The sequence below is a fragment of the Rubrivirga sp. genome, from assembly GCF_965213695.1.
GTDB lineage: Bacteria > Bacteroidota > Rhodothermia > Rhodothermales > Rubricoccaceae > Rubrivirga.
The window spans coordinates 709,252-722,828 of record NZ_OZ243912.1 but is presented as its reverse complement, the minus strand read 5'-3'; the positions used below and the strand labels follow the sequence as shown (position 1 = coordinate 722,828).

The 13,577-nt window shown below is 70.8% G+C and carries 12 protein-coding genes and 3 tRNA genes; 13 read left to right on the top strand and 2 right to left on the bottom strand.

The genetic code is table 11. The features are described from left to right. Window positions 1-92: 92 nt before the first annotated feature. The 9 genes from ACOOHE_RS03195 (at window position 93) to ACOOHE_RS03155 (ending at window position 8,571) form a co-directional block, all read left to right on the top strand. Window positions 93-1,004, top strand: coding sequence for an MlaE family ABC transporter permease (locus ACOOHE_RS03195; protein ID WP_420456357.1), 912 nt, complete (start codon window positions 93-95; stop codon window positions 1,002-1,004). A 77-nt stretch (window positions 1,005-1,081) separates the two neighbouring features. Further along, entirely contained in the window at window positions 1,082-2,038 is a 957-nt protein-coding gene (locus ACOOHE_RS03190) for an ABC transporter ATP-binding protein (protein WP_420456356.1), read from the top strand. A 113-nt stretch (window positions 2,039-2,151) separates the two neighbouring features. Next, a complete protein-coding gene (locus ACOOHE_RS03185; protein ID WP_420456355.1) occupies window positions 2,152-3,291 on the top strand; it encodes an MlaD family protein in 1,140 nt (379 codons plus the stop codon). Window positions 3,292-3,597: 306 nt separating this feature from the next. Beyond that, the gene (locus tag ACOOHE_RS03180; RefSeq protein ID WP_420456354.1) at window positions 3,598-4,902 is read left to right on the top strand and encodes an FtsX-like permease family protein; all 1,305 of its coding nucleotides are present in this window, start codon (window positions 3,598-3,600) and stop codon (window positions 4,900-4,902) included. A gap of 299 nt (window positions 4,903-5,201) precedes the next feature. Continuing rightward, the gene (locus ACOOHE_RS03175; RefSeq protein ID WP_420456353.1) at window positions 5,202-6,086 is read left to right on the top strand and encodes a tetratricopeptide repeat protein; all 885 of its coding nucleotides are present in this window, start codon (window positions 5,202-5,204) and stop codon (window positions 6,084-6,086) included. A 278-nt stretch (window positions 6,087-6,364) separates the two neighbouring features. Beyond that, window positions 6,365-7,603 (top strand): hypothetical protein, encoded by a 1,239-nt coding sequence (locus ACOOHE_RS03170; RefSeq protein WP_420456352.1) that lies wholly within the window; start codon window positions 6,365-6,367, stop codon window positions 7,601-7,603. A 242-nt stretch (window positions 7,604-7,845) separates the two neighbouring features. Continuing rightward, window positions 7,846-8,085 (top strand): 50S ribosomal protein L28, encoded by a 240-nt coding sequence (gene rpmB / locus ACOOHE_RS03165; RefSeq protein WP_420456351.1) that lies wholly within the window; start codon window positions 7,846-7,848, stop codon window positions 8,083-8,085. A 43-nt stretch (window positions 8,086-8,128) separates the two neighbouring features. Next, window positions 8,129-8,299: a 50S ribosomal protein L33 gene (gene rpmG, locus ACOOHE_RS03160; RefSeq protein WP_420456350.1), complete on the top strand. Its 171-nt coding sequence runs from the start codon at window positions 8,129-8,131 to the stop codon at window positions 8,297-8,299. 95 nt (window positions 8,300-8,394) lie between these two features. Then, window positions 8,395-8,571, top strand: coding sequence for a hypothetical protein (locus ACOOHE_RS03155; protein WP_420456349.1), 177 nt, complete (start codon window positions 8,395-8,397; stop codon window positions 8,569-8,571). Window positions 8,572-8,628: 57 nt separating this feature from the next. On the opposite strand, the gene ACOOHE_RS03150 is transcribed toward ACOOHE_RS03155, so the two are convergent. Beyond that, window positions 8,629-9,075: a hypothetical protein gene (locus tag ACOOHE_RS03150; RefSeq protein WP_420456348.1), complete on the bottom strand. Its 447-nt coding sequence runs from the start codon at window positions 9,073-9,075 to the stop codon at window positions 8,629-8,631. A 70-nt stretch (window positions 9,076-9,145) separates the two neighbouring features. On the opposite strand from ACOOHE_RS03150, the gene ACOOHE_RS03145 reads away from it, so the two are divergent. Continuing rightward, window positions 9,146-9,219 (top strand) — tRNA-Pro (locus ACOOHE_RS03145). Here the strand turns inward: ACOOHE_RS03145 and ACOOHE_RS03140 are convergent. Next, window positions 9,220-9,591 carry a hypothetical protein gene (locus ACOOHE_RS03140; protein ID WP_420456347.1) on the bottom strand — a complete coding sequence of 124 codons (372 nt, stop codon included), beginning with the start codon at window positions 9,589-9,591 and terminating at the stop codon, window positions 9,220-9,222. Between the two features lie 6 nt (window positions 9,592-9,597). Here ACOOHE_RS03140 and ACOOHE_RS03135 point away from each other — a divergent pair. From ACOOHE_RS03135 to ACOOHE_RS03125, 3 genes are all read left to right on the top strand, one after another. Then, window positions 9,598-9,671: transfer RNA gene (locus ACOOHE_RS03135), tRNA-Arg, on the top strand. A 279-nt stretch (window positions 9,672-9,950) separates the two neighbouring features. Continuing rightward, a tRNA-Cys gene (locus ACOOHE_RS03130) sits at window positions 9,951-10,021 on the top strand. A gap of 157 nt (window positions 10,022-10,178) precedes the next feature. Beyond that, window positions 10,179-13,478 carry a type ISP restriction/modification enzyme gene (locus tag ACOOHE_RS03125; RefSeq protein WP_420456346.1) on the top strand — a complete coding sequence of 1,100 codons (3,300 nt, stop codon included), beginning with the start codon at window positions 10,179-10,181 and terminating at the stop codon, window positions 13,476-13,478. Window positions 13,479-13,577: the final 99 nt, after the last annotated feature.

Sequence of the window (13,577 nt, the reverse complement as noted above, 5' to 3'; positions counted from 1 at the left end):
TGGGAGCAGTCACCGACGGGCCCTCGGTGCTCGGCGAGAGAAACCCGCTGGACCCGCGAGACCGGGTCAACCCGCGCGACTAGCTTCTAGCCATGGAGCCCCTCCCCACCGACTCGCTCACGACCCGCCTCCGGGAGGGCCGCCGCGCGCGCCAGAACGAGAAGATCCTCCAGGAGAAGGACATCGAGCGCAAGACGGAGGAGCGCCAGGAGGTCGCCCGCGCCGCGTCGGTCCCCGGCGAGGCGTTCTTCGCCGAGGCCGGCGGTCTGTTCGGCTTTATCGGCCGGTTCTTCTCGCGGTTCTGGCGGCGGCCGTTCGAGTTCAAGGAGCTGCTGATCCAGATGGACGAGGTGGGGACGAAGAGCCTGACGCTGACCGGCGTCGTCGGCTTCTCGATCGGCGTCGTGCTCGCGATGCAGAGCCGGGGGACGCTGGCCCGGTTCGGGGCCGAGAGCTTCCTCCCGTCGATGCTGGCGCTGTCGGTGATCAAGGAGATCGGGCCCGTCCTCACGAGCCTGGTCCTGGCCGGGCGGCTGGGCGCCGGCATGGGCGCCGAGCTCGGGTCGATGAAGGTGACCGAGCAGATCGACGCGCTCGAGGTGGCCGCGCTCAAGCCGTTCCACTACCTCGTGGTCACGCGCGTACTGGCCTGCGTGATCATGTTCCCCATCATGACCATGCTCACCGATATCCTGGCGCTCACCGGGGGCTACCTCGAGGCGTGGCTCTCGGACGGCATGGACGTCCGCGTCTTTATCGCGACGGCCTTCGACACGTTGCGGTTCGTCGACGTGGCCGTGGACACGATGAAGACGTCGGTGTTCGGGTTCATCGTCGGGATCGTCAGCTGCTACCTCGGCTACAACGTCCGGGGCGGGACGCGCGAGGTGGGCCGGGCGGCGATGCAGGCCGTGGTCATCTCGAGCCTGCTCATCTTGCTCGCCGACGTCGTCGTCGTCCGCTTGTCGATCATGCTCTTCGGCGACATCTCCGACGCCGCCTGACGGCGGCAGGTACAAGAGGTACCGGGTACGAGGTACGCCCTCTCCCGTACCGTGTACCCCGTACCCCGTACCCCCTCATGTCCCGCTTCTCCGACCGCGCCGACGCCCGCCGGGCCCGTGAGGCGGGCGCCGACGACGGCCCGCACCCGCTCGACGACGACGGGCTCGCGGGCCCGGCCGACGACCCGACCGGCGCGCCCACGGCCGGTGTCCCCGGCGAGGCCGAGCCCCACCTCGTCGACCCGGAGTCGGGCCCGGTCACGGGCAACTCGCCGCCGCCGCCGGACAACGTGGTCGTCGAGCTCCGCGACGTCTACAAGGGGTTCGGGCCGAAGAAAATCCTGAAGGGGATCGACCTCGCCGTCGAGCGCGGGACGAGCGCCGTCGTCCTCGGCGGCTCGGGGACGGGCAAGAGCGTGCTCACCAAGCACGTCGTCGGGCTGCTCATGCCGGACAAGGGCGAGGTCTGGGTGCTCGGCGAGCGGCTCGACCTCATGACGCCCGAGCAGCTCGACCGGAAGCGGACGCGGCTGGGCTACCTCTTCCAAGGCGGCGCGCTCTTCGACTCGATGACGGTCTACGAGAACATGCGGTTCTTCCTCGACCGGTTGACGACGCTGACCAAGGACGAGAAGGACGACCTGATCGAGGAGAGCCTGGAGGACGTCAACCTGCCCGAGACGGCGGCGCAGTACCCGGCCGAGCTCTCGGGCGGACAGAAAAAGCGGATCGGCCTGGCCCGGACGCTCATCTTGCGCCCCGACATCATCTTGTACGACGAGCCGACGACCGGGCTCGACCCGGTGAGCGTCCGCGTCGTGTCCGAGCTCATCGTCCAGCTCCGCGACACGCGCGGGATCTCGTCGATCGCGATCACGCACGACCTCCTGGCGGCCGAGATCATCACCGACAAGGCGTTCTTCTTGTACGACGGCCAGATCGCCGCGTCCGGCACGCTCGACGAGGTCCGCCACTCCGACCACCCCGTCCTCGAGGAGTTCTTCCGGGGGACCGACGCCTACGGGCACGCCTAGCGGGGTCGAGCGGGTTGTGCGGGTCGGGCGGGTCGGGCGAGTTCACCCGGCTTGCCCCTGCCGAGCCCGCCGAACTCGCGTAACCTGCCCCACCCGCTGAACCTCCCGCGCCCATGACCCGTCAAGCCCGCCTCGGCCTCGTCGTCCTGCTCGGCCTGCTCTCGGCCGTCGGGTTCATGTTCGTGATCGGGAGCCAGAACAGCCTGTTCGCCGACACGTTCTCGGTCCGGGCCAACTTCAACCAGGTGGCCGGGCTCCAGAGCGGGGCGAGCGTGTTCTACAACGGGATCCAGGTGGGCCGCGTCGAGGCCGTCCGGCTCCCGAGCGCGCCCGGCGAGCCGATCACGGTCCGGATGGCGATCGACGAGGAGGCCCGGCCGCTCATCCGCGAGGACAGCCGGGCGCTGATCCAGACCGACGGGCTCGTCGGCAACGTGATCGTGTCGCTGACCGACGGGTCGCCCGGCCGGCCCCAGGTGGCCGACAACGGCCAGGTCGAGGGCGTCGACCCGTTCGCGCTGTCCGAGGTCTCGGAGCGCCTGTTCGCGTCGGTCAGCCGGTTCGACTCGGTGACGGTCCAGCTCGCCGGCATCATGACCGACGTCCGGACGGGCGAGGGCACCCTCGGTCGGTTCCTCTACGACGAGCGGCTCTACGAGTCGACCGTGACCACGGCCGAGACGTTCCAGGGGACCGTCGCCGAGGCCCAGCTCACCCTGCGGTCGCTGACGGCCCGCGCCGACCAACTGGTCGGCGTGGCCGAGAACGCCTCGGCCGGCGTCAACGAGATCCTGACGCGCGTCTACACGGGCCAGGGGACGGTCGCCCGGTTCCTCAACGAGGACGAGATCTACACGACGTTCCTGTCGACGGCGGCCCAGCTCCAGGAGGGCGCGGCCCAGCTCCAGACGGTCTCGGCCGACATCCGGGCCATCACGGACCGGCTCAACCAGGCCGCCGGGTGGGGCGCCGTCGGCGCGTTCCGGTTCTCGGAGAACATGGAGGCGCTGAAGCACAACTTCCTGTTCCGGGGCTACTTCGAGGACCGGGGCTACTACGAGATGGCCCCGTTCGAAGTCCGCGAGGCGGCCATCGCCGAGATCCTGGCCGACCTCCAGGCGCGCGAGCGGCGGCTGGCCGAGCAGGAGCGCGAGATCCAGGCGGCCCTCATCGAGGTCGAGCGGCTCCGGGGCGAGCTCGAGGCGTCCGGCGCCGTCCGCCCGGCCACCGGCACCACGCCTGGCGGGCGGTAGCCGCACCGCTGCGTCCGCCAGCGTGGTTTCCTCTCCCGTGGGGTCGGAGCCTCTACGCCCCCGAGATTGCACGACGTCCACTACAACTCGATCGTCATCCCCGCGCACGCGGGGATCCATACGGGGCCGCTCGCCGAACACGAGGGCCGCATGGATTCCCGCGTGCGCGGGAATGACGGCTGTTGTTGGGTTGCCAGACGAAGAACGTAGTCCCTCCGAATCGGGTGGCCGGACTCGGTGCGCCGGCGCCCTCAGGTTCACCCGTCCACTCCTCCACCCGTCCACTCCTCCACCCGTCCACGTCCCTTGGACTACCGCCTGCTCATCGCGCGCCGCTACCTCGCCAGCCGCCGGCGGCTGACGCTGATCTCGGTGATCTCGGGCATCTCCGTCGCCGGCGTCGCCGTCGGCGTGGCGGCGCTGGTCGTCGTGCTGAGCGTGCTCAACGGGTTCTACGACGTGGTCCGGGACCTCCTGGTGAGCTACGACCCCCACGTCCGCGTCGAGGCCGTCGCGGGCGGGGGGATCGCCGACATCGACACGCTGGCGGCGCTGGCGCGGTTGGAGCCGGGCGTGGTCTCGGCGACCCCGTTCGTCGAGGGGAAGGCGCTCTTGGCGACCGAGGACGGCGGCGCGCTGAACCAGGTCGTGACCGTCCGCGGCGTGGACCCGGCCGCGCTCGACGCCGAGGTCGAGCGGTCGATCCTGGACGGCACCTTCGACCTGGGCCGGCGCGACGGGACCGTCGGCATCGTGATGGGCGCGGCCCTCGCGGGGCGGACGGGCGTCCGGGCGGCCGAGCCGGGCGTGGCCATCGAGGGCGGTCCGCCGGCCGGGGCCGTCCGCGGGAGCGACGTGTCGCTGCTGTCGGCGGCGGCGCTCGAGCGGGCCATCGGGCTCTACCCGTTCGGGCTGCCGGACCAGCGGGCGTTCGAGGTGCGCGGGACGTTCTCGTTGGAGCCGACGTACGACGAGAGCCACGTGTTCGTCGGGCTCGGCGAGGCCCAGCGGCTGTTCCAGATGCCGGGCCAGGTGACCGGCCTCGACCTCCGCCTCGATGACCTCGACGATGCCGGGGCGGTCCAGGCGAGCCTTCAGGACCGGCTCGACGCGGCGTTCCCCGGCCGTTACGCCGTCAGCACGTGGTACGACCTCCAGGGCTCGCTCTACAGCGTGATGAAGCTGGAGAAGTGGGCGGCCTCGGCCATCCTCGCCCTCATCATCGTCGTGGCCGCGTTCAACATCGTGGGGGCACTCACGATGATCGTGATCGAGAAGCAGCGGGACCTCGGCGCGTTGCAGGCGATGGGCGCGAGCCGGGCGGACGTCCGCCGGATCTTTTTGCTGGAGGGGCTGATGGTCGGCGGCGTCGGCGCGGGGATCGGGCTGGCGCTGGGGCTGGCGATCTCGCTGGCGCAGAAGGCGTTCGGCGTGGTAAAGCTGGCCGAGGCCGGGTCGTTCGTGATCGACGCCTACCCGGTCGCGATCCGTCCGCTCGACGTGGGGGGCGTGGTGTTGGCGGCCATCGGCCTGTGCGCCCTCGCGGCCGTGTACCCGGCGGCCCGGGCGGCGGCCATCGACCCGGCCCGGGCGGTCCAGGCCGGGGCCTAGTGCCATGACACGTTGCTCGTGAGCGGACCCCCCGGTCGTCCGCCCCTCGCTCCGCTCAGCGGGCGGACGACCTGTCCCCCTTCAAGGGGGACAGCTCCTGCTGCACGGAGCGGAGCGATGGCCGCGGGAGCGGGGGGTCCGCTCACGAGCAACCTGGCCTCGCTCTAAGAAGGGAGTCGGCGGCCCCATGCCCTCCTCCGAGCCGACACGGGTCCACTGGCCGGACCTGCGTCTCTCGGGACGGGGGGTTGAGAATCGGTGGGCCTGCCCGATACTTCGGCTCCGACCTCCACGTCCCCATGACCCGACCGCTCCTGCTCTTGCTCGCGGCCCTGTGCCTCCTCCCGCTCGCCGGCTGTGACGAGACCGCCTCGCTCCTCTCCGTCGACGAAGGGGTCGAGGTGGCCGTCGAGGACGCCGTGCTGGCCCGAGACCGCGGCGACTTCGCCCAGGCCGTCGACCTGCTCGAGCGGGCCCACGATGCCGAGCCCGAGAACGCCGTCGTCCGCGTCGAGCTGGCGACGACGCTGTTGCAGCGCGACGGGATCGACCTGATCGACCTGGACCGGATCGGCCAGTTCCTGACCACGGCCGGCGGCGAGCGCCCGTCGGCGCCGGCCGCGCGAGGTGGGTCGTGCTCGGTCGCCACCGACCCAAGTGCCCAGGCGTTCGACCCGGCCGACGTCGCAGGTTTCGACGACCTGGTCGCCGCGTCCGCCACCCTCGCCGAAGCGTCCGACCTGCTCGACGGCGTGCTCCCGGCCGTGCTCACGAGCTTCGACCTGTGCACGACCGTCGTCGACGGCGCGCTGTCCTACGACCGCGACGGCGCCCTGGCCGACCTCGCCGCGCGCGGGCTGACGCGGGACCAAATGGCCCAGGCCCTGGCCGTCAGCGCGCTCACGACGTTCGTCGAGGCCTACGTGTTCGTGGCCGAGGCGCTGCCCGAGACGACGACGTGGTACCGGCTCGCCGACGGCTCGGTCGCCATCTGCGCTGAGGACGAGGCGGCGCTCCAGGCCCAGGCCGAGGGCCCGATCCGCGGGATCGGCCAGGCGCTGCTGGCGCTCGACGCCCGGGCGGCCTTGCTCGGCAGCGGCTCGGTCGCCGCCGAGATCGTCGGCACGGCGCTCGACGTCTACAACGACCTCCAGGACGCCGTCGCCGACTACTGCTCGGTGTAGGCTCTCCGCCCGATCCTCTCTCGCGAGGCTATCACGCTCTCTACCGACCACGGAAAGAGGGCGAGTCGTTCCCGCGCGGACGCTGATAAGGCGAGGCGTTCACGGTTTGACTCCTCTCTCTCGGGCCGTCGTCCCCGCGCAGGCGGGGATCCAGGGCGTCCGAACACATCGGCGCTCGCTACTCTGGATCCCCGCCTGCGCGGGGATGACTACGGGTTTTCCTGATTCGATCTGGGACACCAGTCAGAGTCAGCGCCCCTCGCCTTTCCCCCAGACCCATGCTCCGCATCTGGATCGTCGCCGTCGCCACGCTGGCGGCCCCCGCCCTGGCCCAGCTCCACGTCACGCCCGGCACGGAGGCGCCCGTCGGGGCCACCGACCTCGCCGGCCTCGGCGCGGGCGGCGCCGTCGTGGCCGTGCCGACGCTGGACTCGCCGTTCTTCGGCAACCCGGCCCACGTCACCGACCGCGGGTTCGCGCTCACCCTGCTCGGCGTGACCGCCGGCGCGGGCGGGAACGTGTCCCAAGCGTGGACCTTCTACGCGGACGAGCTCGGCCCGGCGGTCGAGGACGGTCTCGACGACCTCCGCCGGCACGACCCCGAGCGGCTGGAGGCGCTCTACACCGAGGCGCTCCGCGTGGGGAGCCAGCCCAAGACGGCCGACCTCGCCGTGCTGGCCCCGTCGGTCCGGCTCACGTCCGGCCCATTCGCCGTCGGCGCCGGGCTCTACGCCCACTCGGTCACGCGCGGGCGGATCACGAACGGCGGCGGCGGCATCCCGTTTGTCGACCTCTACGGCCGGGCCGACCTCGCCGTGCCCGTCGTGGCCGGCGTCGACCTGGCGCGGACGCCGCTCGGGCTCGCGCTCCCGTTCGGCCTCCGCGCCGGCGCCTCGGCCACCTACCTCCAGCGCCGGGTGACGGCCAAGGCGTCGCCCGTCGACGCGCTCGACCCGGACGGCGAGAAGCTGTACGTCTTGCGCGGCGACGCCGTCCGGCTGGCGGCCGGGCTCCACGCGACCGACGTGGCCGTTCGTGGACTCGACCTCGGCGTCGCGGTCTCGAACGTCGGCGGCCGGATCGACTACGCCTTCGACCGCTCGGTCGAGGTGTCGGGCTCGGCCGGGACGGCGGACGACCTCGACGAGGTGGCCACTCTCGAAGCCCGCTTCGACGGGCGCACGTCGGAGGCCGTCGTCCAGGTCGGCGCGGCGTACCGGCTGCCGGCCGTGCCCGGCGTCTCGCAGGCGTCGGTGGCCCTCGACTACACGTCGGCCGCGACGTCGGACTTCGAGCAGTCGGTGCAGGCCGGGCTGCGCGCGGGCGCGCGGGTTCGCCTCGGCGGCCACCTCGAGCTGCGGGGCGGCCTGAGCCAGGGGATGCCGTCGGCCGGGGCGGCACTCGTGACGCGCGTGGCCCGGCTCGAGTACGCGACGTACGGCGTCGAGGACGGCCGGCTGCTGGGCCAGCTCCGCCGCCGGAACCACGTCGTCCAGGTCCGCTTCGGGCTGTTTTAAGGCACGGGGAACGAGGGCCGGGGAACGGGCAGCCCGGTATCCCCCTTCTGCCCGTTCCTCGTTCCCAGTTCCCCATTCCCTTCGGCACCCCCGTCTTCGCCCCAGACTCACACGCTGAGGCCCCTCGGCGGTTGGTGGCCGGCGCGGCGTGTCCGTAGGTTCCTGGGCTCCGCCGTCGTGCGCACGTCAGCGCCGCGGCCGGACCCTCTTAGATCCCCGCGCGGACCCCGCCGCGCCGACCGATGGCCCGCAAAGACCAGCTTACCGGCAAGAAGCCGATGTTCGGCAACCACGTCTCGCACGCCCACAACAAGGTGCGGCGGCGGTTCAACGTGAACCTGCAGAAGAAGCGGTTCTACGTGCCCGAGGAGGACCGGTGGATCACCGTCCGCGTGTCGGCCCAGACGATCAAGACGATCAACAAGAACGGGATCTCGGCCGTCCTGAAGGAGGCGCGCGCCAAGGGCACGTCGCTCGTCTAACCCCCCACCGCGCGCGGATCCGCGCGCCTAGACCCCCGAGACGATGGCCAAGGGCAAAGACGTCCGTCACCAAGTGATCCTCGAGTGCACCGAGTCGCCGGGCACGTCGCGCTACGCGACGATGAAGAACCGCCGGAACACGACCTCGCGGCTCGAGCTCAAGAAGTACAACCCGACGTTGCGGAAGCACACGCTCCACCGCGAGATCAAGTAGCTGTGCCGCGGCTCCAGCCGCGGCGGTACGGGGTACTCGGTATGAGGTACTCCCATCCCGTACCCTGTACCCTGTACCTCGTACCCTGAATTCCCATGGCGAAGAAGGTTTCCAAGAACCAGCGGACGAACCGCGGTGCCGGCCAGGAGGCGAAGCAGATGGCCAAGATCATCGTCGCCTCGAAAAAGCAGAACGGCCAGTTCGAGTTCCGCTCCAAGATGGTCGAGGCCGGCAACGTCCAGGACGAGCTCAAGGCGGCCCAGGCCGCGTAGCTCCGGCTCCGCCCGACCTTGCGGGGCGCTCTCTTCGGAGGGCGCCCCGTTTTTCGTTCACGCCGAGCGCTCGCGCAACGACAGCCAGTGGGCCACGCGGCCGTCGCTCGGCCACGTGAGCCACGCGAACGCGAACAGCGGGACGCCGAACGCGAGCGGCATCAGGTCGCCGGTGAGGAACGCGGCGGCGGCGCCCGCGAGCGTGGGGACCTCGGCGACGGCCAGCGCGGCGACGCCGAACGTCCGCACCAGCCCGGCGGCCTCGGCGTCGGACCCGGCTCGGAGCAGCCGGCCCTCCATCGCTCGCGCGAGTGCGAACGCGCCGGCGATGGTGCCGACGGACAGCAGGGCGGAGGCGTAGAACGCGCCCTCGGCGGCCTGGGGCAACGGCGGCTCGCCCGTCACCGCGAGTGCGCCCAGGACGGCCATCGCGAGCGCCCCGCTGGCGCAGATGGCCCCCCACAGGATCCGGAGCGGGCGTGCGACGGAGGAGGCGTCGGGCATGGAGAACGGGTGCGACGGGGCGGAAGGTAGGCCGGCCGCGTATCTTCGTCGTGGCCGCTCGCGGTCACCTCGGGGCGTAGCTCAGCCCGGTAGAGCGCTGCCTTTGGGAGGCAGAAGTCGTCGGTTCGAATCCGGCCGCCCCGACTAGACCCCGTACGTCACGCTCGCCTCAGCGACGACGTGACGCATCCGGTGGCAGTTGGCACACAGCATGACGCATTTGGAAAGCTCGCGGCGTCTGCGGTCGACGGCGAACAGCCGGATCTTCGTCCACTGATGCTCTTTGGCGGAGGGGTCGAGATGGTGGAACTCGAACACGTCCGGATGGAACGCACCGCCACAGTCCGCGCAGCGTCCTCCGAGGCGGTCGACCTCTTCGGCTTTGATCCGTCGCCAGCGCGCGACGCACATCCGGTTGAAACACGCCTTGCACCGCGACTGGACCTTGGCCCCGGATCGATAGAACGCTTCGAGAGAGAACGTCTGCTGGCAGTCGGTGCATGTTCTAGTTTCCATCCCCTCGCCCCGGTAGCTTAATTGGATAAAGCGGCGGCCTTCTAAGCCGTTGAGTCCAGGTTCAAATCCTGGCCGGGGTACGATCCGGGCTGCGCGTCAGGCCGAGCGCACGCTCCGGCGCAGACCCCCTGCTCCCCTTCCGGTCGCGGAGCCTGTCCTGAGCGGAGCCGAAGGGCTCCCAGGTCGGGAAGCTGTCCCCCTTCAAGGGGGACCGTCCGCGCGCCCGCTGAGCGGAGCGAGGGGCGTGCGGGCAGGGGGTCCGCCAGCCGATGCCGAGGCGTCATTCGAGCGTGCGGTCGACCGGGGCTGCGCGTGGATCTCACAGCCGCCCCGCCGCGGCGTCCGTAGATTCCCCGCACGGTGCCGTGGCCGAGGGGTTAGGCACAGGTCTGCAAAACCTGGTACACCGGTTCAAATCCGGTCGGCACCTCCCGACGGCTCGCCGTCGCCCGCCCCGCTCGCGCTCGTCGCTGGCGGGGCGCGGTCGTTTTGGGGAGGGCCGTATCCCGGGGTCGCCGGGAGACGGGGCGGGGCGTGCGGGCCCCTCGGCCCCCGTATCCTCCGGGCCGCATCCGAACCGCACGTCCGTGCTCGCACCCGCCGCTGTCCGCGCCTACCACGACCGCCTCGCCGAGCTGGCGGCCCACCCCGACGCGGCCCACGAGGGCGCGGTCCGCGGGGCCTTCGCGGCGCTGCTCCAGGCCGCCGCCGGCTCGACGTGGACGCTGATCGAGGAGCACACGACCAAGGGGAGCGCGGGCAAGACGATCCGCTACGACGGGCTGGTCCGCGACAGCTACGGCGTGACGCTGGGGCACTGGGAGGCCAAGGACACCGGCGACGATCTGGGGCGCGAGGTCCAGGCCAAGATCGCGCGCGGCTACAGCCTGCAGAACATCCTGTTCCAGGCGCCGGACCGCGCCCTGCTCTACCAGGACGGCGACCTCCGCCAGACGGCTGACCTCACGGACCCCGCCGCGCTGGCGGACGTGCTCGACGCCTTCTTCGGCTACCGCGAGCCCGAGATCGAGCGGTTCCACGACGCCGTGGCCGCCTTCAAGGAGCGGATCCCGACGCTCGCCGCCGGCCTGCTCGGCAAGATCGACGACGCGCGGCGCGACGACGCCGCCTTCCGCCAGCGGTTCGAGGCGTTCGTCGAGACCGTCCGCGAGAGCGTGAACCCGAACGTGGCCGTCGAGGCCGTCGAGGAGATGCTGGTGCAGCACCTGCTCACCGAGCGCGTCATCCGGTCGGTGTTCAACCTGCCCAGCTTCTCGCGCCGCAACGCGATCGCGCGCGAGATCGAGGGCGTGGTCGACGCGCTCACGGGGCCGTACTTCTCGCGCGAGGACTTCTTGGGCCAGCTCGACCGGTTCTACACGGCCATCGAGGAGGCCGCGGCCGGCATCCGCGACTTCGGCGAAAAGCAGGCGTTGCTGAACACGGTCTACGAGCAGTTTTTCCAGGGCTTCTCGGACCGCGTCGCCGACACGCACGGGATCGTCTACACGCCCCAGCCCCTCGTGGACTGGATGGTCCGCTCGGTAGACGTGCTCTTGGGCCGCCATTTCGGGCAGTCGCTGGCGGCGCCGGGCGTCCACGTGCTCGACCCGTTCGTGGGGACGGGCAACTTCCTGGTCCGCGTGATGGACCAGATTCCGGCGCCGGACCTGCCGGCCAAGTACGGCGCCGACGGCCGGCCGGGCGAGCTCCACGCCAACGAGGTGATGCTGCTCCCGTACTACGTGGCCTCGCTCAACGTGGAGCACGCCTACCTGGAGAAGACCAAGACCTACAAGCCGTTCGAGGGCATCGTGCTGGTGGACACGTTCGAGATGGTCGAGGGCAAGACCCTCGGGATGTTCTCGGCCGAGAACTCGGAGCGGGCCCAGCGCCAGCGCGAGGCGCCGATCACGGTCGTGATCGGGAACCCGCCGTACAACGCGCACCAGGTCAACGCGAACGACGCGAATCAGAACCGCAAGTACCCGCAGGTGGACGGGCGCATCCGGGAGACCTACGCGGCGGCCTCGGCGGCGCAGAACAAGAACGCGCTCTCGGACCCCTACGTGAAGGCGTTCCGCTGGGCGGGCGACCGGATCGGCGACCAGGGCGCGGTCGCGTTCGTCACCAACGACTCGTTTCTGGACGCGCTCTCGTTCGACGGGATGCGCCGCCACCTCGCGGGCGAGTTCGACGAGGTCTGGGTGCTCGGCCTCGGCGGCAACGTGCGCAAGGACCCGACGCTCTCGGGCACGACGCACAACGTGTTCGGGATCCAGGTGGGCGTGGCGATCACGCTGTTGGTGCGGACGGGCGGCAAGCGCAAGGCGGAGGACGGCCGCGCCACGATCCGCTACGCCGAGGCGGGGGAGAAGTGGACCAAGCGCGAGAAGTACGACTGGCTCGAAGCCGCCGGCGACCTCACCGGTTTGGACTGGCGGGAGCTGTCGCCCAACAAACGCCACGTCTGGCTGACGGGCGACCTCGCGGACGACTGGGACGACCTGACGCCACTTACTAGCCAAGACGAGAAGTCAAGCAGCACGGAAAACGAAACGACGATCGCTGACCAGTACGGTCGCGGCGTTGCGACTAGCCGCGACGTCTGGGTTTACGACTTCGACCGCCAGCGACTGGCGGAGCGCGTGGACCGCTTCATCGACACGTACAACGCAGCCGTCGGTAAGTGGCGGCGGAAAGGCGGAGGCGCGGAGCGCTTCGAAGACGTAATCACGCACGACGATGCAAGGATCAAATGGAGCCGTGATCTAAAACGAGACTTGGAGCGTGAGCGTGAAGCGGATTTCGACGAGGCGTCGATTCGCCGAGCGATGTATCGTCCATTTATCCAGAAGTGGCTCTACTTCGACCCTATTCTGAATGAGGAAGTCTATCGGATGCCGGAGTACTTTCCTACGCCAGACGCCGAAAACGTGGTGATCTGCTGTGGGGGATACGGTCGCAAGGACTTCGCAGTGTTAGCAGTCGACAAGATTCCAGACCTGAACTTCTACGCTGACCCGCAGCAGTCTGTCCCCCTCTACGTCTACCGCCCGCTCGCGGAGGGCGCCAGCGCCGGGGACGGGGAAACCGAGGTCACGTTGGACGGCGCGCGCTACGCCCGGCGCGAGAACCTCACCGACTGGGCGCTCGGCCAGTTCCGCGAGCGCTACGCCGGGGAGCCGCAGCCGGACCCCCCGCTCGCGCGGCCATCGCTCCGCTCCGCGCCGCACGAGCTGTCCCCCTTCAAGGGGGACAGTTTGGGCGCGCAACGCCCGCCGTCCGGGTTGCCTGAGTCTGCGCGCGCCCGGACAGGGGGTCCGGCGGCGCCTCCGGTCGCCCGCCCGCCCGAGATCACCAAGGCGGACGTATTCCACTACGTCTACGCCGTCCTCCACCACCCGGCCTACCGCGCCCGCTACGCCGCCGACCTCAAGCGGTCGCTCCCGCGCGTCCCGCTCGCGCCCGCGTTCTGGCCGCTCGCCGAGGCCGGCCGCCAGCTCGCCGCGCTGCACACTGACTACGAGACGGCGGCGGAGCACCCGCTCGGCCTGGACCACGCCGAGGGCACGCCGCTGAGCTACCGCGTCGAGACGATGAAGCTGGACCCCGTGGCCGGCACGCTCCGCCTCAACGACAGCCTGACGCTCACCGGCATCCCCGAGGCCGCCCACCGCTACCGGCTCGGCAACCGGTCCGCGCTCGCCTGGCTCGTCGACCAGCTCCGCGTCAAGACCGACAAGCGCTCCGGCATCGTCCACGACCCGAACGCGGCCTTCGAGGGCGACGCGCTCGTGCGGCTGGTGAAGCGGGTGACGCACGTCTCCGTCGAGACGGTCCGGATCGTGGAGGGGTTGCCGGAGCTGGGGTTGCCAGAGGGGTAGCGGCGTGCTGGGTACCCCCTGCTTCCCTTCCGGTCGCTGCGCTCCCAGGTCGGAAAGCTGTCCCCCTTCAAGGGGGACAGCCCGAGTGCCTTTGAGCGG

Coding starts and splice junctions, on each gene's coding strand:
- ACOOHE_RS03155 (WP_420456349.1), top strand. CDS start 8,395: ATGGCGAAGAAGGTTTCCAAGAACCAGCGGACGAACCGCGGTGCCGGC.
- ACOOHE_RS03140 (WP_420456347.1), bottom strand. CDS start 9,591: ATGGAAACTAGAACATGCACCGACTGCCAGCAGACGTTCTCTCTCGAA.
- ACOOHE_RS03195 (WP_420456357.1), top strand. CDS start 93: ATGGAGCCCCTCCCCACCGACTCGCTCACGACCCGCCTCCGGGAGGGC.
- ACOOHE_RS03175 (WP_420456353.1), top strand. CDS start 5,202: ATGACCCGACCGCTCCTGCTCTTGCTCGCGGCCCTGTGCCTCCTCCCG.
- ACOOHE_RS03190 (WP_420456356.1), top strand. CDS start 1,082: ATGTCCCGCTTCTCCGACCGCGCCGACGCCCGCCGGGCCCGTGAGGCG.
- ACOOHE_RS03150 (WP_420456348.1), bottom strand. CDS start 9,075: ATGCCCGACGCCTCCTCCGTCGCACGCCCGCTCCGGATCCTGTGGGGG.
- rpmB (WP_420456351.1), top strand. CDS start 7,846: ATGGCCCGCAAAGACCAGCTTACCGGCAAGAAGCCGATGTTCGGCAAC.
- ACOOHE_RS03170 (WP_420456352.1), top strand. CDS start 6,365: ATGCTCCGCATCTGGATCGTCGCCGTCGCCACGCTGGCGGCCCCCGCC.
- rpmG (WP_420456350.1), top strand. CDS start 8,129: ATGGCCAAGGGCAAAGACGTCCGTCACCAAGTGATCCTCGAGTGCACC.
- ACOOHE_RS03185 (WP_420456355.1), top strand. CDS start 2,152: ATGACCCGTCAAGCCCGCCTCGGCCTCGTCGTCCTGCTCGGCCTGCTC.